Below are 18,075 nucleotides of genomic sequence, written 5' to 3' on the forward strand. Positions count from 1 at the left end.
GCCGGGGGAGCAGCGGACCGCACCATTCAGCCCGTCCGGCGATTGAGGACGCGGCCGCAGGCCGCTCCCGCCGCAGGCGGCAACGGACCCGCACCCAGGGCAGTCACGCGCCCCCTACGTGGACCTGGAAAGCCGCTCTGCGCATCGCCTTTGCCAGGGCCGGGTCCGGGTGGGCCGCGGCGAGGGCCACCAGGACCTGGACCGTGCGGGGGTGGCCCACCGCTCGTACCTCCTCCAGGAGGCCCGGGACCGTGCCCTGGACCGCCGAGTCCAGGTGGCGGACCAGGAGGCGGCTCTCGCCGTGGTCGGCGACGGCCGCGGCCGTGTCCACCCACAGCCAGGTCGCCTCCTCGCGGGTGAGGACCTCCGCCGCCTGCTCCGCGTCCCGGCCCTCGTGCTCGGCGAGCCACAGCAGGGCGTACGGGCGCAGGCACGGCTCCTCGGCGGCGGCCCGTACGGCGGGCTCGGCGGGGGCGCCCACCGCGCGCAGGGCCTCGAAGGCCAGGCCCCGGACGAGGGCGTCGTCACCGCGCGCGGCGTCGAGGAGCTCGCTGAGGGCGCTGCGCGTGGGCCGGGCGGCCAGCCAGGCGCGGTACTCGGTGCGGGCCGGGCCCGGCGTGAGGTCGGCGCAGCCGCGCAGCATCGCCTCGGCGGACAGCTCGATGTGTCCGGCCGGGCTCTGCGCGGCCACACAGATCTGTTCGAGCTTGACCCAGACCGCCCAGTTGCCGAGCGGGGTCAGGAGCGCTTCCCGGCTGTCGCCGGCGCCGTCGCGCATGACGAGCGCGCCGACGGCGGCGAGCCCTTCGAGCGCCCAGTCGAGCAGCCCGGCGAGCGGGTCGCCCGCCCCCGGGGCGGGGGGCGCGGCGGGCTCGGCCGTCGGCTCGGGACCGTCGTAGGGGATCTCGCAGCGCTCGGCGCGGATCTCGGCGACCCGCTGCTGGAGGAGGTCGAGAAGCATCGCGACGGAGACGGGCCCGGCCGAGAGATGCATCACGGACAGCAGCTGCGGGGCGGCCTCGACGACCTCGGCGGCGATCGTCGCGTCCGCGCCCGCGGGCAGCGGGTGGGCGAGCGACCACGCGTCGAAGAGGGCGACCCAGCCGCGCAGCGCGGCGCCGTCGTCGCGGTCCCACGCCTGGAGGCGCCAGCCGGGGCGCGCGGTGTCGCCGTGCAGCTCGATGAGCCCGGCGAGGCGGGCGCGGTCCCAGTCGGTGCGCACCTGGTGGGCCGTCAGCCGCAGGGCGTCGGCGGCCCGCTCGGCCGCGGTCTCCGCGAGGCTCCCGGCGGTGGCCGGGCGCAGGGGCGTGCCGCGGCCGCGTTCGTCGGCCGCCCAGCGGGCCACGCGGACCGCGCCCGTGAGGCTGCCTCTCGCCTGCCGGGCCAGTTCCGCCGGTGCCGGAGTGCCCGCGGGCGGGCGGGGGGCGGGGCGGGAGCCTCGGTTCGCCACGGCCCGGCGGGCAGCGGCGATCGGCTGTCGGGGGACCAGTCTGAGCCGGGAGTCGCGCGGAGTACGGGACGTCACAGGAGCAGTCTTGCCGTTGACGCTCCGAAAACCCAATCGGAATCAACTGTCCACCTTCGGACCAGCGCCGCAAGACGTTCGGAAAGGGCCGGTAACGGCCGGTGGAACCGCTCACATCAGGGGCGTGAGGAAGCGGCGGAGAGCCTCTTCGTAAGCCGCCGGATTGGCGTTCCACATGGCGGCGTGCGGGGCGTGCCGGACGGCGCGCAGGTGTATCAGTTCCGGTCGCCGCGCGACGAGTTCACGGGAGTGCGCCCAGGGCGCGAGGGTGTCGTCGGGGCCGTGCAGGAGCAGTACGGGCACGGTCAGCCGGGCGGGGTCGGTGGCGGCGAAGAGGGTGTCGGCGCCCAGCCCGGTCCGCCCCTCCGCGGCCCGCACCGCAAGCGGAAGCAGCGCGGCCGGGGTGCGGCGGTAGGCGGCGCAGGCACGGACGAGGGCCTGCCAGTCGAGGACCGGGGAGTCCATCACGACGCCCGCGACGCGCTGCGACAGCGCCGAGTCGAGGGCGGCGAGGAGGGCCATGGTGGCGCCGGTGGACCAGCCGTGCAGGACGATCCGGCGGGCTCCGTAGCGCACGGCGTAGCGGATCGCGGCGTCGAGATCACGCCATTCCGCGGCGCCGAAATGGCTGATGCCCTCCGGTGGGCGGGGGGCGCCGGGGTCGCCGCGGTAGCCGAGGGCGAGGACGGGCAGCCGCAGCCGGCTGAGGAACGGCATGACGACCATGGGGTGCTCGCGGGTCGTGCCGAGGCCGTGCACCGCGATCACCCAGGTGGCGCGGTCGCCCGGCACGAACCAGGCGGGCAGCGGACCCAGTTCCCCCGGCACCTCGACGTCGGCGTGGTCGAGACCGAGGGCGTCGCGGGGGTTGCCCACGTGCACCTGCGGCGTGAGCCGCACCCGGGCCCCGGGCTCCAGCACGCCGTGCGTCACGCTCTCCAGGCGGCGTACGACGCAGTCGGCGGGGTGCGGTTCACCCGCGACGGGCCCGCCCACGACGGCGTGCAGGCCGGGCGCATTGAGGCCGTACGTGCCGGGCCGCTGCGCCTCGATGCTGCGGGTCAGGGTGACGGTGCCGTTGCCGACGGCGTGCACGACGAGCTCCGGGGCGTCCGGTGGCGGGCTGCCCGGGCGGGGCTTCAGCGCAGCGTCGGAGGCGAACCGTCCGGCCGCTATGGCGGCCGCTCCGGCACTTATCACGGTCGTGGCGGCCAGGGCTGCCGCTCTCGCCGGGTGCACGTCTCCAGTGTGAGCGCGGGGTGAGGCTCTGGCCAGTGGGGGGTGTGCGGTTCGCCTGCGGCGGGCTTTGTTCCCCAGCCCCGCCCCTTCCCGAAACCGGGGCTCGCGCCCCAGACCCCCGAGTGCGGGTCCGTTGCCTCCCCCAGCTACCTCCCCCAGACTCCGTCCGGGGGTGCCCCCAGAGGTGCCCCCAGCGGCGGAGAGCGCCCTGCGGGCGCGTCCTCAAACGCCGGACGGGCTGGATGTGCGGACGGTAGTCCGTTGCCTGCGGCCCGCGGGTTACGAACCATGTTCCGCATGTTTCAGCCCGTCCGGCGTTTGAGGACGCGCCCGCAGGGCGCTCAAGGGGGTCCGGGGTCTCCCCCACGCGGCGGAGCCGCACATCAGATGCAGCCGGGAAGGGGCGGGGCTGGGGAACAAAACCCCGCTCACCCCCTCCGCTGCCCGTACCCCCGAAGCTTCCGCGTCGCCTCCCCCAGCTCGTCAAGCGTGAGCAGGGACGGAGTCCGGCCGGAGACCGCGGCGGACTTCAGCCACAGCTCGCACATCCACTCCAGCTGAGCGGTCCGGTCGTACGCCTGGTCGAGGGTCGCGCCGTGGACGACCGTGCCGTGGTTCCGCAGCAGACAGCCCGTGCGGCCCTCCAGGGCGCGCAGCATGTTGTGGGCGAGTTCGTCCGTGCCGTAGAGCGCGTAGTCGGCGACCCGTACCGGGCCGCCCAGCGCGCCCGCCATGTAGTGGACCAGGGGCAGCTCGTCGACCAGGCCCGCGGTCGCCGTCGCGTGGACGGCGTGGGTGTGGACGACGGCCGCCGCGTCGGTGGAGCGGTAGACGGCCAGGTGCATGGGGAGTTCGCTGGTGGGGGTCAGCTCGCCGAGGACCTGGCGGCCGTCGAGGTCGACGCCGACCGCGTCCTCGGGGCGGAGCCGGTCGTAGGGGACCCCGCTGGGCGTGACAAGAACGACATCGCCGACCCTCGCCGAGACGTTGCCGGAGGTGCCCACCACCAGCCCGTCCGCCACGGTGCGGCGGGCGGTGGCCACCACCTCGGCCCAGGCCCGGCCTATGTCGTCGCCCGTGTCGCCGTTGTCACTCTGCGCTGTGTTCGATATCCGCATCGCCATCCGCCTCCGGTTCGCGTCACCACTCGGTCCGACCCAGTTCACCTTCCGTTCACCCAGGGTCCTTACGGTCACCGCTGTACTGACCATCGAGCTGATTGCCTGGGTGAATGGAACACATCACGCTTCTCATCGGGATCGTGATCGTCACGGCCTTGGTGTTCGACTTTACGAACGGCTTCCACGACACGGCCAACGCCATGGCCACCACCATCTCCACCGGGGCACTCAAGCCCAAGGTGGCAGTGGCGATGTCGGCCGTTCTCAACCTTGTCGGCGCGTTCCTTTCCGTCGAGGTCGCCAAGACCATCTCCGGGGGCATCATCGACGAGAGCGCCGGGATCAGACCCGAAGTGATCTTCGCGGGCCTGATCGGCGCGATCGTCTGGAACCTGCTGACGTGGCTGGCCGGACTGCCCTCCAGCTCCTCGCACGCCCTCTTCGGCGGCCTGATCGGCGCGACCATCGTGTCCGTCGGCTTCGACGCGGTGAACGCCGACAAGGTCGTCATGAAGGTCCTCATCCCGGCGGTCGCGGCGCCCGTCGTGGCCGGCATCGCCGCCATGGTCGCCACGCGGCTCACCTACCGGCTCGCCAAGGGCCGCGACGAGAAGGAGACCGCCAAGGGCTACCGCGCCGGGCAGATCGCCTCGGCCGCCCTGGTCTCCCTCGCCCACGGCACCAACGACGCGCAGAAGACGATGGGTGTCATCACCCTCGCGCTGGTCACCGGCGGCGTCGTCGCCCCGCACTCCGACCCGCCGCTGTGGGTCATCGTCTCCGCGGGCCTGGCCATCGCGCTCGGTACGTACCTGGGCGGCTGGCGCATCATCCGTACGCTCGGCAAGGGCCTCACCGACATCCAGCCGCCGCAGGGCTTCGCCGCCCAGACCGGCGCCGCGACCGTGATCCTCGCCTCCTCGCACATCGGCTTCGCGCTCTCCACCACCCAGGTCTGCTCCGGCTCGATCATGGGCTCCGGCCTCGGCCGCAAGGGCGGCGTGGTCCGCTGGTCGACCGCGGGCCGGATGGCCGTCGCCTGGTGCCTGACGCTGCCGGCCGCGGGCATCGTCGCCGGTGGCGCCGCGTTCCTCGCCGACCAGGGCGACTGGGGCGTCGCCACGGTCGCGGTACTCGGCCTGATGGTGTCCGGCGCGATCTACGCCGCTTCCCGCCGCAAGCCCGTCACCCACGACAGCGTCAACGAGGACCAGCCGGAAGCGGCCGAGCCGGCCGGTGTGGTCACCGCCGCGCTCCAGGCCGTCGCCCCGCCGCCGGTCGGCCCCGTGGTCACCGTCTCCCCCGAAGCCGGGCGCACTCCCGCCGCCGCGGCGAGCTAAGGAATCCACACCATGCACATCGACTGGGCAGCTCTTGGGCAGGTCTTCGGCGTCAGCCTCGTGGTGACCGTCGGATTGGTCGGCGTCTTCACGCTGGGGATCGTCGGAACGTCGCGCCCTGCGGGCAGCGCGGCTCCGGGGGTTCTGGCGCGGTCCGGGGCGTATGCGTGCTTTGCGCTGTGCGCGGCGGCTGTGGGGTACGGGATCTTTTTGATCGTGGGGTAGGTGGGGGTGGGTTTTGTTCCCCAGCCCCGCCCCTTCCCGAAACTGGGGCTTCGCCCCAGACCCCGCAACACGTTTCGCGTGTTGTCCTCAAACGCCGGACGGGCTGATGGTGCTGACCGTAACCAGCACCATCAGCCCGTCCGGCGTTTGAGGACGAGCGCCGCAGGCGCCCACGCACCGCACCCAGATCAGCGCACCCCCAAGCCCAGCCCACCCACCAGGCCGGAAGTTGACGCCCGTTCATACCCCATGGTGGACTTCCGGGGCCAAACGGCGACAGCAGAGGAAGCCGGTGTGAGTCCGGCGCGGTCCCGCCACTGTCACCGGGGAGCGTTCCCCCAAGCACTACCGCCACGGCCGCGAGGCCGGAAGGCCGGGGGCGGCGTCGATCCGGGAGCCAGGAGACTCTGGTCGCCGGTCACGTCGAGCCAGGGCGCGGACCCTGAGTGAGGACACATCGCCATGCCCGGCCGCCGCCGACCATCCCGTTCCCCCGGATCCAGGTACCACACGACGGCGGTCTGATCCGATGCGCGCCGATCATCTCGGTTTCGCGTGCGGTGCCGCCCTCGGCTTCCTCGGTGACCGCGCCCTCGGCGACCCCCGCCGCGGCCATCCCGTGGCCGCTTTCGGACGGGCCGCGCAGGCCGTGGAGCAGCGGCTGTGGCGTGACCACCGCGGTCACGGCGCCCTGCACACGCTGCTGTGCGCGGGCGGCACCGTGGCCGCCGCCGGAGCGCTGGCCCGTGCCGTACGCCCCTCCCGCGCCGCCGGGATCGCCCTGACCGCCGCCACCACGTGGGCCGTGCTGGGCGGCACCTCGCTGGGCCGTGAGGCCCGTGCCGTCGGGGGCGCGCTCGCCGCCGGTGACCTGGAGGTCGCCCGGGAGCGGCTGCCCCATCTGTGCGGGCGCGACCCCGAGGCGCTGGACGGCCCGCAAATGGCCCGCGCCGTCGTGGAGTCCGTGGCCGAGAACACCTCCGACGCCGTCGTCGGCGCCCTCGTCTGGGGTGCGCTGGGCGGCGTTCCGGGGCTGGCCGGCTTCCGGGCCGTCAACACCCTGGACGCGATGGTCGGCCACAAGTCGCCCCGCTACCGGCGCTTCGGCTGGGCCGCGGCCCGGCTCGACGACGTCGTCGGCTGGCCCGGCGCCCGGCTCACCGCGACCCTCGCCGTGCTCGCCGGCCCCGACCCTCGGGGTGCCTGGCGGGTGGCCCGGCGCGACGCGTCCCGGCACCCGAGCCCCAACGCGGGCCCGGTGGAGGCCGCGTTCGCCGGGGCGCTCGGCGTCCGGCTCGGCGGCACCCTCGCCTACAAGGGCCGCGTCGAGCACCGCCCCGTCCTGGGCGCGGAGAACCGGCCCGTGGAGACCGCCGACATCGAGCGCGCCGTGCGCCTCTCCCGGCGGGTGTCGCTGCTGGCGCTGGGCGTCGCGATCGGGGTGCGGGCCGCCGTCTCCCGGGGCCGTGCGGCGGGCAGCCTTTCCCCAGATCGTCTTACGAGGAGGAGCCGGTGACAGCGGACAAGGGCGGGCCTTCGGGCCCGCTGGGCGGGGGCCTGCTCGTGGCCGGGACGACCTCGGACGCGGGCAAGAGCGTGGTGACCGCCGGGATCTGCCGGTGGCTGGTCCGCAAGGGCGTCAAGGTCGCGCCGTTCAAGGCGCAGAACATGTCGCTCAACTCCTTCGTGACCCGCGAGGGCGCGGAGATCGGCCGCGCGCAGGCCATGCAGGCGGCCGCGGCCCGGGTCGAGCCGTCGGCCCTGATGAATCCCGTGCTGCTCAAGCCCGGTGGCGACCGCAGCAGTCAGGTGGTGCTGATGGGCAAGCCTGTGGGCGAGCTCAGCGCCCGTGGGTATTTCGGGGGGTCCGGGGGGTCGTCCCCCGGGGAGACACGGCATTCGGGGCGTCAGGAGCAGTTGTTCGGCACGGTGACCGCGTGCCTGGAGGAGCTGCGGCGCACCCATGACGCGGTGATCTGCGAGGGCGCGGGCAGCCCCGCCGAGATCAATCTGCGGCGCACGGACATCGTCAACATGGGCATAGCCCGTGCGGCGCGGCTGCCGGTCGTCGTGGTCGGTGACATCGACCGGGGCGGGGTGTTCGCGTCGTTCTTCGGTACGACGGCGCTGCTGTCCCGCGAGGACCAGGCGCACATAGCGGGCTATCTGGTCAACAAGTTCCGGGGTGACGTGACGCTGCTGGAGCCCGGCCTGGAGATGCTGCGGGACCTCACCGGGCGGCCCACGGTCGGCGTGCTGCCGTTCGCCCACGGCCTGGGCATCGACGAGGAGGACGGTCTGCGGGTGTCGATGCGCGGCGCCGTCCGGGAGTCGGTGGTGGCCCCGCCGCACGGCGCGGACGTGCTGCGCGTCGCGGTGTGCGCGGTGCCGCTGATGTCGAACTTCACCGACGTCGACGCGCTCGCCGCCGAACCGGGCGTCGTCGTACGGTTCGTGGACCGCCCGGAGGAGCTCCTCGACGCGGATCTGGTCGTCGTGCCGGGCACCCGCGGCACCGTGCGGGCGCTCGCCTGGCTGCGCGAGCGCGGGCTCGCGGACGCGCTCGCGCGGCGCGCGGCGGAGGGCCGGCCGGTGCTGGGCATCTGCGGCGGCTACCAGCTGCTGGGCGAGCGCATCGAGGACGAGGTCGAGTCGAAGGCGGGCACCGTCGAGGGCCTGGGCCTGCTGCCGGTCCGGGTGCGGTTCGCCCTGGAGAAGACGCTGGCCCGGCCGGTCGGCGAGGCGCTCGGCGAGCGGGTGGAGGGCTACGAGATCCACCACGGTGTCGCCGAAGTGCTGGGCGGAGAAGAGGCGTTCCTGGACGGGTGCCGGTCGGGATCCGTGTGGGGCACGCACTGGCACGGCTCGCTGGAGAGCGACGGTTTCCGGCGGGCGTTCCTGCGACGGGTCGCCGAGGCGGCGGGCCGGTCGTTCGTACCGGCACCGGACACGTCGTTCGCGGCGCTGCGCGAGGAGCAGCTGGACCGGCTCGGCGACCTCATAGAGCAGCACGCGGACACGGACGCGCTGCTGCGGCTGATCGAGGACGGGGTTCCCCGCGGGATGCGGTTCATACCGCCGGGGGCACCGCTTCCGCCTGCGCGCAGAGAACAGAGCCCGGACCGTCGCGGTGACAGTGCCGGCGAGACCCCGGCGGCCACCGGCGTGCCCGGTGGGATCGATTCCCTCGAAGGGGGTAACACCTGATGGCCTCGGCCACCTATCCGTTCACCGCGATCGTCGGCATGGACGACATGCGGCTGGGCCTGTTGCTCAACGCCCTCTCACCCGCCATCGGCGGAGTGCTCGTACGGGGCGAGAAGGGCACGGCCAAGACGACTGCCGTCCGAAGCCTGGCCGCGCTGCTGCCCGAGGTCGAGGCCGTCACCGGCTGCCGGTTCTCGTGCGACCCGGCGTCCCCGGACCCCGCCTGCCCGGACGGTCCGCACGAGGACGGCGCCCCGCACGCCCCGCGCCCCGCGCGCATGGCCGAGCTGCCGGTGGGTGCCTCGGAGGACCGGCTCGTCGGCGCCCTCGACATCGAGCGCGCGCTGGGCGAGGGCGTCAAGGCCTTCGAGCCGGGCCTGCTGGCGGCCGCGCACCGGGGGGTGCTCTACGTCGACGAGGTCAATCTTTTGGGTGACCACCTCGTGGACAGCCTCCTCGACGCGGCCGCGACCGGCTCCTCGTCCGTCGAGCGCGAAGGCGTCTCCGTCCGCCACGCCAGCCGCTTCCTCCTCGTCGGCACCATGAACCCCGAGGAGGGCGAGCTGCGGCCGCAGTTGCTCGACCGCTTCGGCCTGACCGTCGAGGTCGCGGCGTCGCGCGAGCCGGACGAGCGGGTGGAGGTCGTACGCCGTCGGCTCGCCTACGACGAGGACCCGGCCGCCTTCGCCGCCAAGTGGGCCGCCGAGGAGGACGCGCTGCGGGAGCGGATCGCCGCCGCGCGGGCGCTGCTGCCGGCGGTACGGCTCGGTGACGGGGCACTGCGCCGCATCGCCGCCGTGTGCGCCGGGTTCGAGGTGGACGGCATGCGCGCGGACATCGTGACCGCGCGGACCGCCACCGCGCTGGCCGCGTGGGCGGGGCGTACGGACGTGCTCACCGAGGACGTCCGGCAGGCGGCCCTGCTGGCCCTCCCCCACCGGCGGCGCCGTGCGCCTTTCGACGCCCCCGGCCTCGACGAGGACAAACTCGACGAGATCCTGCGGCAGTTCGAGGACGACGAGCCGGAGCCCGAGCCCGACCCGGAGCCGGAGGGCCCGGACGGCGGCCCCGGCGACGACGGTCCCGAGGGCGGCGAGCCGCCGCGGGACAACGACGGGCCCGGCACCCCGGACGTCCCGGCACAGGGCGATTCGCCGGAGAACGCCCCGGCGCGGCAGGAGAGTTCACCCTCCGAGGCGCACGGTGAGCAGGGCGCGGCCGACGGGCAGTCACGTCCTTCGGAGGGCGGTGACGCCCCGGCGGTGGCCGCCTCGGACCCGTTCCGTGCGCGCAAGTTCGACGTGCCGGGCCTGGGCGAGGGCGCGGACGGGCGGCGTTCGCGGGCGCGTACCGCGCACGGCCGGACGACGGGGGCCCGGCGCCCGCGGGGCGCGCTGGCGAAGCTGCACCTGGCGGCGACCGTACGGGCGGCGGCGCCGCACCAGCGGGCGCGCGGGCGCGGCGGGCCGGGGCTGGTCGTGCGCCGTGACGATCTGCGGGAGGCGGTGCGCGAGGGGCGCGAGGGCAATCTCGTGCTGTTCGTCGTGGACGCGTCCGGTTCGATGGCGGCCCGCAAGCGGATGGGCGCGGTCAAGGGCGCGGTGCTGTCGCTGCTGCTGGACGCGTACCAGCGCCGGGACAAGATCGGGATGATCACCTTCCGGGGTGCGGGCGCCGAGGTGGCGCTGCCGCCGACGTCGTCGGTGGACGTGGGCGCGGCCCGGCTGGAGCGGCTGCCGACCGGTGGCCGTACGCCGCTGGCGGCGGGGTTGCTCCAGGCGCACGAGGTGCTGCGGGTGGAGCGGCTGCGCGACCCGTCGCGGCGGCCGCTGCTGGTCGTGGTGACGGACGGCCGGGCGACGGGCGGCCCCGAGCCGCTGGCGCGGGCGGCGCGGGCCGCGCGGCTGCTGGCGGGCGAGGGCACGGCGTCGGTGGTCGTGGACTGCGAGACGGGCCCGGTGCGGCTCGGGCTGGCGGGCGAGCTGGGCCGTGAGCTGCGGGGCCCGGTGGTCACGCTCGAGGAACTGCGCGCGGACAGCGTCTCCGCGCTCGTACGTACCGTGAGGAACACAAGCTCCAGGAGGGCCGCTTAATGCCGCAGGGACAGCCGACCGTCGTGCCGGACGACGGTCTCACCACGCGCCAGCGCCGCAACCGGCCGCTGGTCTTCGTCCACACGGGCATCGGCAAGGGCAAGTCGACGGCCGCGTTCGGGCTGGCGCTGCGCGCCTGGAACCAGGGGTGGCCGGTCGGTGTTTTCCAGTTCGTGAAGTCCGCGAAGTGGAAGGTCGGCGAGGAGAACGCGCTGCGCGTCCTCGGCGCCTCCGGCGAGGGCGGCACGGTGGACTGGCACAAGATGGGCGAGGGCTGGTCCTGGATCCAGCGTGATTCCGATCTGAGCAACGAGGAGAAGGCGCGCGAGGGATGGGAGCAGGTCAAGCGCGACCTGGCGGCGGAGAAGTACAAGCTCTACGTGCTCGACGAGTTCGCGTATCCGATGCACTGGGGGTGGATCGACACGGACGAGGTGGTCTCGGTGCTGCGGGAGAGGCCCGGCACCCAGCATGTGGTGATCACCGGCCGCAACGCCCCGGAGAAGCTGATCGACTTCGCCGATCTGGTGACGGACATGTCCAAGGTCAAGCACCCGATGGACACGGGCCAGAAGGGCCAGCGGGGCATCGAGTGGTGAACGTCCCCCGCCTCGTCATCGCCGCGCCCGCGTCCGGCAGCGGCAAGACGACCGTCGCCACCGGCCTGATGCGGGCCTTCGCGGACGCCGGGCTCGCGGTGTCCCCGCACAAGGTCGGCCCCGACTACATCGACCCCGGCTACCACGCGCTGGCGACCGGCCGTCCGGGCCGCAATCTGGACGCCTACATGTGCGGGCCCGAGCGGATCGCCCCGCTGTTCCTGCACGGCGCGGCGGGCTGCGATCTCGCCCTGGTCGAGGGCGTGATGGGCCTCTACGACGGGGCGAGCGGGCAGGGCGAGCTGGCGTCGACGGCTCATGTGGCGAAGCTGCTGAAGGCACCGGTCGTGCTGGTCGTGGACGCGTCGTCCCAGTCGCGGTCGGTGGCGGCCCTGGTGCACGGCTTCGCCGCGTGGGACCCGGAGGTGCGGGTCGCGGGCGTGATCCTGAACAAGGTCGGCTCGGACCGCCACGAGGCGCTGCTGCGCGAGGCGTTGGCGGAGTCGGGGGTCCCGGTGCTGGGCGCGCTGCGGCGCGTGGCCGCGGTCGACACGCCCAGCCGCCACCTCGGCCTGGTGCCGGTGGCGGAACGCAGCGCGGCCGCGCTGGCCGCGGTGGCCGCGCAGGCGGCACAGGTACGCGAGGGCTGCGACCTCAAGGGCCTCCTCGCCCTGGCCCACGATGCGCCGCCGTTGACGGGACCGGCTTGGGATCCGGAGGCGGAGGCCGTCTGCGGTGAGAGCGCCCTGCGGGGGCGTCCTCAATCTCCCCCAGCTACCGCTGGGAGGCGCCCCCGCGGGCTGATTTCAGCCCGTCCGGCGATTGAGGACAACGCGGCGAAGCCGTGTTGCGGGGGCTGGGGCGCAGCCACGGTTTCGGGAAGGGGCGGGGCAGGGGAACAAACCCCCGTCGTCGCCGTCGCGGGCGGCCCCGCCTTCACCTTCTCCTACACCGAGCACACAGAACTGCTGCGCGCCGCCGGCGCGGAGGTCGTCACCTTCGACCCCCTCCACGACGAGCGACTGCCGGAGGACACCACCGCCCTCGTCATCGGCGGCGGCTTCCCCGAGGTGTACGCCCCGGAGCTCTCCGCCAACGAGCCCCTGCGCGCAGCCGTCGCCGCCCTGGCGGAACGCGGCGCGCCCGTCGCCGCCGAGTGCGCGGGGCTGCTCTACCTGTGCCGTTCGCTCGACGGCAAGCCCATGTGCGGCGTGCTGCCCGCGGAGGCCCGGATGTCCGGCCGGCTCACGCTCGGCTACCGGGAGGCCGTCGCCATCGCGGACAACCCGCTGGCCCCGGCGGGCACTCGCGTACGCGGTCACGAGTTCCACCGCACGGTCGTGGAGCCGGGCACCGGCGCCTCCCCGGCGTGGGGGATGACGCACCCGGAGCGCCGGGTGGAGGGCTTCGTGCAGGGCGGCGTCCACGCCTCGTATCTCCATACGCACTGGGCCGGCTCCCCCGGCACCGCGCACCGCTTCGTGGCGGGCGCGGCACGGCGGTGACGTCAGCTCGCCAGGCCCACCACGAGCCAGACGAACGCCACCCCGGCCACCGTGCAGGCCAGCGTGGAGCGGGCGGAGTGCCGGTGGTGGGCCTCGGGGAGGATGTCGGAGGCCGCCAGATAGAGCAGCACCCCGCCGAAGAATCCGAGGTACATGCCGAGGGAGTGCTCCGGAAGGGTGAACAGCAGCGTCGAGGCGGCACCGACGACGGGCGCGAGCGCGTCGGCTCCGAGCATCAGGAGGGCGCGGTGGCGCTGGTTCCCGTACAGGTCGGTGATCGTGTACGTGTTGAAGCCGTCGGCGAAGTCGTGGGCGATGACGGCGAGCCCGACGGAGGCGGCCATGGAGCTGTCGACCTGGAAGGCGGCGCCGATCGCGACGCCGTCCATGGCGCTGTGCCCGACCAGCGCGGCAGCGGCGGTGAGCCCCACCTGGGGGACGCGTTCCCGGCCGGTGAGGCCGTGGTCCGCCCGGCGGACGGCGAGGAGGCGTTCGACGAGGTGGGCGGTGAGGAAGCCGAGGACGAAGCAGAGCAGGGCGACCGGCACTCCGAAGATCTTCCGCCCGGCGGCCTCCAGCGCCTCCGGCAGCAGGTCGAGGCCGACGACGCCCAGCATGAGCCCGCCCGCGAGCCCCAGGATGAGGTGGCGGCGGTCGGTGACCCGATGGGCGGCCCAGCCGCCGAGCAGCGTCATCAGGAACGCTCCCAGGGCGACGACGACCGGCACCGGTCCACCACCCTTCTCGCGGTTGCGCTGCTTCCTGCTTACTGACCTCCCGCCCGCGCCGCATGTCCACCGCCGTACGTCCCCGGAGAGCCGATGACCGTCCCCGCGCCGCTGTACGTCGGTGTCGGCGCCCGGCGGGGCGCCGGGGCCGACGAGGTCCTCGCGCTCGTCGGGCGGGCGCTCGGCGAGGCGGGCGGCGGGGTGCCTGCGGCGCTGGTCACCGCCGAGGCGAAGGCCGGCGAGCCGGGGCTGCGCGAGGCCGCCGCCCGGCTCGGGGTGCCGCTGCTGTCGTACGGTGCGCGGGCGCTCGCCGCCGTCGCGGTGCCGCACCCCTCCCCGGCCGTCCTCGCCGCCGTGGGCGTGCCGGGCGTGGCCGAGGCCGCGGCGCTGCTGGCCGCCGGCCCGCGCGGGGTGCTGGTGGTCGGCAAGCGGAAGTCGGCACGGGTGACCTGCGCGATCGCGCGCGGACCCGGGTGAGGGCGGCGGGCGGGCCGTCAGTACCGTTTCCGGGTCGGGCCCTCGCACGGGCCCCGCGGGCGTCAAGTCGGCGTCGAGGAGAAGAGAAGGTGGCCCGCGGCCATGCACACACCCAGTGAACCCGACCTGCGGCACCACGGCGACGCCGAAGTGCGCGGCGGCGGTGCGGAGTTGACCGACCTCGCGGTCAACGTGCGCTCGGGCACGCCTCCGGAGTGGCTGCGGGAGCACATCGCGGGCTCGCTCGACGGGCTCGCCGCCTATCCGGACGGGCGGGCCGCGCGGCGGGCCGTGGCCGCGCGGCACGGGCTGCCGGAGGAGCGGGTGCTGCTGACGGCGGGCGCGGCGGAGGCGTTCGTGCTGCTGGCGCGGGCCCTGCCGGTGCGGCGGCCGGTGGTCGTCCACCCGCAGTTCACGGAGCCGGAGGCGGCGCTGCGGGCCGCCGGGCACACGGTGGAGCGCGTGCTGCTGGACGCGGCGGACGGCTTCCGGCTGGACCCGCGCGCGGTGCCCGGTGACGCGGATCTGGTGGTCGTCGGCAACCCCACCAACCCCACGTCGGTCCTGCACCCCGCGCAGGCGCTGGCCCAGCTCGCCCGCCCGGGGCGGACCCTCGTCGTGGACGAGGCGTTCATGGACGCGGTGCCGGGCGAGCGCGAGTCCCTGGCCTCCCGTACGGACCTGCCGGGCCTGGTCGTGCTGCGCAGCCTCACGAAGACCTGGGGTCTCGCGGGGCTGCGCATCGGTTACGTCCTCGCCTCGCCCGGCGCCATAGCGAAGCTGGAGCGGGCCCAGCCGCTGTGGCCCGTCTCCTCCCCCGCCCTGGCGGCGGCGGAGGCGTGCAGCGCGCCCCCGGCGCTGGCCGAGGCCGCCCACGCGGCTCATCACCTGGCGTCCGACCGGTCCCATCTGGTCGCGGCCCTCGCGGAGTTCGAGGAGGTACGCGTGCACGGCCCGGCGGCGGGCCCCTTCGTCCTGATCCAGCTGCCGGACGCGGTGACGGTCCGCTCCCGGCTGCGCGGCCTGGGCTTCGCGGTCCGCCGCGGTGACACGTTTCCGGGCTTGGGCCCGGATTTTCTGCGTCTGGCGGTGCGGGATCGTGCGACGACGGACCGCTTCATCTCGGCACTTCGCGAGGTCTTGTCGGCGGGGTAGGGGATCGCGCCCGTCTGCGCCTGCGGCGCTTTGTTCCCCAGCCCCGCCCCTTCCCGAAACCTGGGAGACCCCGGACCCCCTTGACCGCGCTTCGCGCGGTGTCCTCAAGCGCCGGACGCGCTGAATTTCGCTGGTTACGGTCCGCACCTTCCAGCCCGTTGGGGGCACCTCCCAGCGGTAGCTGGGGGAGTTTGAGGACGCGGCCGCAGGCCGCCCCCGCCGCAGGCGGCAACGGACCCGCACATCGGGGTCTGGGGCAGAGCCCCAGTTCGGGAAGGGGCGGGGCTGGGGAAAAACAACCGCTAGCAGCTGCGGCGGCGGCGCGCCAGCGCCAGCGCTCCGCCCCCCGCAGCCACGAGCACAGCCGCCGCCCCCACCACATACGGCGTGGCAGAGCCACCCCCCGTCTCGGCCAGATCCTTCGCGGCGGCCGGCTCCGCGGACGTCCGGGCCGCGGCCTCCCGCGGCCCGGCCGTGGCCGCGCCGGACGGCGTCTCGCACGTGGCCGAGGCCAGCGTCACCGACCCCCGCACGTCGGCCACGTTCAGCTTCAGCGGGTTCACCGAGACGTTGAGCGCCAGCGCGCTCGCCGCCGCCGTGCGGGACGTCGTGGCCGTGCGGGACAGGTCCAGCCGTACGTCGCCGACACCGGGCACCGAGACCTTCGTCGGGCCGTTCGGGGTGAGCGTGACCTTCCTGCCGAGCACCGAGACGCTGCCCAGGAGGTTGGAGGTGGCGGTGGGCTTCCTGCCCGCCTCGCACACGGCCGTGGAGGTGACCTGCTGGACCTCGACGAGCGAGAGGAGCGGCAGGCCGGGTACGTGCACCCGGGCGTGGACGAGGTTGGCGTAGCCCTCCGCCTTGTTCCCGTCGGCGGTGGCGCGGGCGGTGGCGGCGTCGGCGCGCAGGACGTCGACGGGCTTGCCCTTCTCGACGCCGTCGAGCGTGACGGTGAGGGCGGTCTTGTCCGCGTCCGCCGGCGCGTGCACCTCGTTGAGGGAGGCGTTGAGCGGGACGTGGACGGTCTTGTCGAGCAGGGCGACGTCGAGTCCGGTGCGCAGGACGGCCGCGCCGGACTTCCCTCGGTCGCCGGAGCCGCTTCCGGTGGCGTGCGCGGGGCCGGCGACGGCGGTCGCTGTCGCGGCGGCCGTCACCGCGAGCGCGGCGAGACGGCGTGCGGGCATGCCGAAAGAAGGGCTGGTGGTGCTGTACACGTGTGTGGAACCCCCACAAGAGGCGTGGTGCCGTCGGCGCGGTCCATGGGGGACATCGCCGCGCCGACGGCGGGACCCCGCCATATTTGACCTCTTGAGGGTGAACGGGCAGCCTCCTGGGGCCAGTTCACCCCAACGAGTAGGTTTCGCAGCGGCATTCGATTCGCGCGGCGCGCGAGTCGCTTCCCGTCACACGCGTCGCCACACCCGCCGCCCAGCCACCCGTAGCCTGCCGCGCGGTCAGCCCGGCGGTCCCGCCCGCGGCGGCCCCGGGTTCACGACGGTCGCATGGTCGTCGTCACCGACCGGGAAGACGGTGACGTGGTCGTCGTCGAAGGCCGTTCGGAGCGCGGGCACTGTCGTTCGGTTCATGCGAACAGCTTCCCGGGGACGGCACCGCGGCGCGTCGGCCCAGGCGGCAGACCCGCTACTCCCCAGGACTGATCCATTTCTCGTTCCCGGGGCAGAACTCGCCGCGGCTTTCTCGGCCTTGAGGAGGACGAGCGCCCCTGACGACGTGGACGCGGCGATCGCACGCGCGGATAGCGGACCGGTATGGAGAGCCTCGCGCCCGGTCGCTTCGACCCCCGGACCACGCACCTCGGCACCGCGGCCTGGGGCCTGCTCCCCACGGACGCCGTCAACACGGCCGCGGACGTGGACCGGCTGCTGTCGGCGCCGTGACGCGAGCGCCGGACGGGCCCGACCCCGAAGGGCCCGTCCGGCGCTCGCTCCCCCGGCGTCACATCACCGGCCTCACATCACCGGCGTGAAATCTCTCGCGCCGATGAACTCCGGCCTGCGCACCGGTGCGGCGAACGGTTCCACCGCCGTGTTCTCCACGCTGTTGAAGACGATGAAGACGTTGCTGCGGGGGAAGGGCGTGATGTTGTCGCCGGAACCGTGCATGCAGTTGCAGTCGAACCACGTGGCCGAGCCGGCCGGGCCGGTGAACAGCTTGATGCCGTGCTCCTCCGCGAAGCCCGTCAGCGCCTTGTCGGAGGGCGTGCCCGCGTCCTGCATGCGCAGCGACTGCTTGTAGTTGTCGCGCGGCGTCTCACCGGCGCAGCCGAGGAACGTCCGGTGCGAGCCGGGCATGATCATCAGCCCGCCGTTGGTGTCGTGGTTCTCGGTGAGGGCGATGGAGACCGAGACGGTCCGCATGCGCGGCAGCCCGTCCTCGGCGTGCCAGGTCTCGAAGTCGGAGTGCCAGTAGAACCCGGAGGCGCCGAAGCCGGGCTTGACGTTGATCCGGGACTGGTGGACGTAGACGTCCGAGCCGAGGATCTGCCGGGCCCGGCCGACGACGCGGGGGTCGCGCACGAGCGCGGCGAAGACCTCGCTGATGCGGTGGACCTCGAAGACCGAGCGCACGTCCTGGGACTTCGGCTCGATGACCGAGCGCTCGTCGGCCCGTACGGCGGGGTCGGCGATCAGCCGGTCGAGTTCGGCGCGGTAGCGGGCCACCTCGTACGGACCGAGGAGCTGATCGACCGTCAGGAAGCCGTTGCGGTCGTAGCTCTCCAGCTCCGCCGTGCCGATCGGCCCGGGAGCGTCGGGGCCGGACCAGACGACGGGGTCCTGGCGGGGGACGGACACCTCGTGGACGCCGCGGGTGGGGTAGAGGTCTTCGGCCGTGGCCGTCAT

At 74.3% G+C, this 18,075-nt stretch carries 17 protein-coding genes and 1 riboswitch; of the genes, 10 read left to right on the forward strand and 7 right to left on the reverse strand.

What is annotated here, in order from left to right; translation table 11 throughout:
- Window positions 1–103: 103 nt before the first annotated feature.
- The 3 genes from ACFY1P_RS23005 to ACFY1P_RS23015 all read right to left on the reverse strand — a co-directional run bounded on the left by ACFY1P_RS23005 (window position 104) and on the right by ACFY1P_RS23015 (window position 3,882).
- Entirely contained in the window at window positions 104–1,525 is a 1,422-nt protein-coding gene (locus tag ACFY1P_RS23005) for a hypothetical protein (RefSeq protein ID WP_390751730.1), read from the reverse strand.
- A 111-nt stretch (window positions 1,526–1,636) separates the two neighbouring features.
- Entirely contained in the window at window positions 1,637–2,764 is a 1,128-nt protein-coding gene (locus tag ACFY1P_RS23010) for an alpha/beta hydrolase (protein WP_390751731.1), read from the reverse strand.
- A gap of 428 nt (window positions 2,765–3,192) precedes the next feature.
- Window positions 3,193–3,882 (reverse strand): class II aldolase/adducin family protein, encoded by a 690-nt coding sequence (locus ACFY1P_RS23015; protein ID WP_361535667.1) that lies wholly within the window; start codon window positions 3,880–3,882, stop codon window positions 3,193–3,195.
- A 113-nt stretch (window positions 3,883–3,995) separates the two neighbouring features.
- Between ACFY1P_RS23015 and ACFY1P_RS23020 the strand changes: the two genes are divergently transcribed.
- The 7 genes from ACFY1P_RS23020 to ACFY1P_RS23050 all read left to right on the forward strand — a co-directional run bounded on the left by ACFY1P_RS23020 (window position 3,996) and on the right by ACFY1P_RS23050 (window position 12,854).
- Window positions 3,996–5,225, forward strand: a complete 1,230-nt coding sequence (locus ACFY1P_RS23020; protein WP_390751732.1) for an anion permease — start codon at window positions 3,996–3,998, stop codon at window positions 5,223–5,225.
- A gap of 12 nt (window positions 5,226–5,237) precedes the next feature.
- A complete protein-coding gene (locus ACFY1P_RS23025) occupies window positions 5,238–5,450 on the forward strand; it encodes a hypothetical protein (protein ID WP_390751733.1) in 213 nt (70 codons plus the stop codon).
- Between the two features lie 281 nt (window positions 5,451–5,731).
- Window positions 5,732–5,858: riboswitch (cobalamin riboswitch) on the forward strand.
- Between the two features lie 121 nt (window positions 5,859–5,979).
- Entirely contained in the window at window positions 5,980–6,966 is a 987-nt protein-coding gene (locus ACFY1P_RS23030; RefSeq protein ID WP_390751734.1) for a cobalamin biosynthesis protein, read from the forward strand.
- A 29-nt stretch (window positions 6,967–6,995) separates the two neighbouring features.
- Window positions 6,996–8,657 carry a cobyric acid synthase gene (locus ACFY1P_RS23035; RefSeq protein ID WP_390751775.1) on the forward strand — a complete coding sequence of 554 codons (1,662 nt, stop codon included), beginning with the start codon at window positions 6,996–6,998 and terminating at the stop codon, window positions 8,655–8,657.
- A complete protein-coding gene (locus ACFY1P_RS23040) occupies window positions 8,657–10,750 on the forward strand; it encodes a putative cobaltochelatase (protein ID WP_390751735.1) in 2,094 nt (697 codons plus the stop codon). Before ACFY1P_RS23035 ends, ACFY1P_RS23040 begins: the two co-directional genes overlap by 1 nt.
- Window positions 10,750–11,349, forward strand: coding sequence for a cob(I)yrinic acid a,c-diamide adenosyltransferase (cobO, locus tag ACFY1P_RS23045; protein WP_390751736.1), 600 nt, complete (start codon window positions 10,750–10,752; stop codon window positions 11,347–11,349). Before ACFY1P_RS23040 ends, cobO begins: the two co-directional genes overlap by 1 nt.
- Complete coding sequence (locus tag ACFY1P_RS23050) at window positions 11,343–12,854, forward strand: cobyrinate a,c-diamide synthase (RefSeq protein ID WP_361530829.1); 1,512 nt, start codon at window positions 11,343–11,345, stop codon at window positions 12,852–12,854. The genes cobO and ACFY1P_RS23050 overlap by 7 nt, the downstream gene beginning before the upstream one ends.
- Before the next feature lie 2 nt (window positions 12,855–12,856).
- Here the strand turns inward: ACFY1P_RS23050 and ACFY1P_RS23055 are convergent, their stop codons facing one another.
- On the reverse strand, window positions 12,857–13,582 hold the full coding sequence (locus ACFY1P_RS23055; RefSeq protein WP_361530832.1) for a ZIP family metal transporter: 726 nt from the start codon (window positions 13,580–13,582) through the stop codon (window positions 12,857–12,859).
- 93 nt (window positions 13,583–13,675) lie between these two features.
- Between ACFY1P_RS23055 and ACFY1P_RS23060 the strand changes: the two genes are divergently transcribed.
- Together ACFY1P_RS23060 and cobC are read left to right on the forward strand one after the other, a co-directional pair.
- Complete coding sequence (locus ACFY1P_RS23060; RefSeq protein ID WP_361530835.1) at window positions 13,676–14,059, forward strand: cobalamin biosynthesis protein; 384 nt, start codon at window positions 13,676–13,678, stop codon at window positions 14,057–14,059.
- Between the two features lie 102 nt (window positions 14,060–14,161).
- Window positions 14,162–15,214: an Rv2231c family pyridoxal phosphate-dependent protein CobC gene (cobC, locus tag ACFY1P_RS23065; protein WP_361530838.1), complete on the forward strand. Its 1,053-nt coding sequence runs from the start codon at window positions 14,162–14,164 to the stop codon at window positions 15,212–15,214.
- Window positions 15,215–15,516: 302 nt separating this feature from the next.
- On the opposite strand, the gene ACFY1P_RS23070 is transcribed toward cobC, so the two are convergent.
- Window positions 15,517–16,398: an SCO1860 family LAETG-anchored protein gene (locus tag ACFY1P_RS23070; protein WP_390751737.1), complete on the reverse strand. Its 882-nt coding sequence runs from the start codon at window positions 16,396–16,398 to the stop codon at window positions 15,517–15,519.
- Window positions 16,399–16,668: 270 nt separating this feature from the next.
- Complete coding sequence (locus tag ACFY1P_RS23075; protein ID WP_361530844.1) at window positions 16,669–16,800, reverse strand: hypothetical protein; 132 nt, start codon at window positions 16,798–16,800, stop codon at window positions 16,669–16,671.
- A gap of 183 nt (window positions 16,801–16,983) precedes the next feature.
- Between ACFY1P_RS23075 and ACFY1P_RS23080 the strand changes: the two genes are divergently transcribed.
- Window positions 16,984–17,112 carry a hypothetical protein gene (locus tag ACFY1P_RS23080; RefSeq protein WP_361530847.1) on the forward strand — a complete coding sequence of 43 codons (129 nt, stop codon included), beginning with the start codon at window positions 16,984–16,986 and terminating at the stop codon, window positions 17,110–17,112.
- 72 nt (window positions 17,113–17,184) lie between these two features.
- Here the strand turns inward: ACFY1P_RS23080 and thpD are convergent, their stop codons facing one another.
- Window positions 17,185–18,075, reverse strand: a complete 891-nt coding sequence (gene thpD, locus ACFY1P_RS23085; RefSeq protein ID WP_390751738.1) for an ectoine hydroxylase — start codon at window positions 18,073–18,075, stop codon at window positions 17,185–17,187.

It is taken from the genome of Streptomyces sp. NPDC001407 (genome assembly GCF_042895325.1).
Classification (GTDB): Bacteria; Actinomycetota; Actinomycetes; order Streptomycetales; family Streptomycetaceae; genus Streptomyces.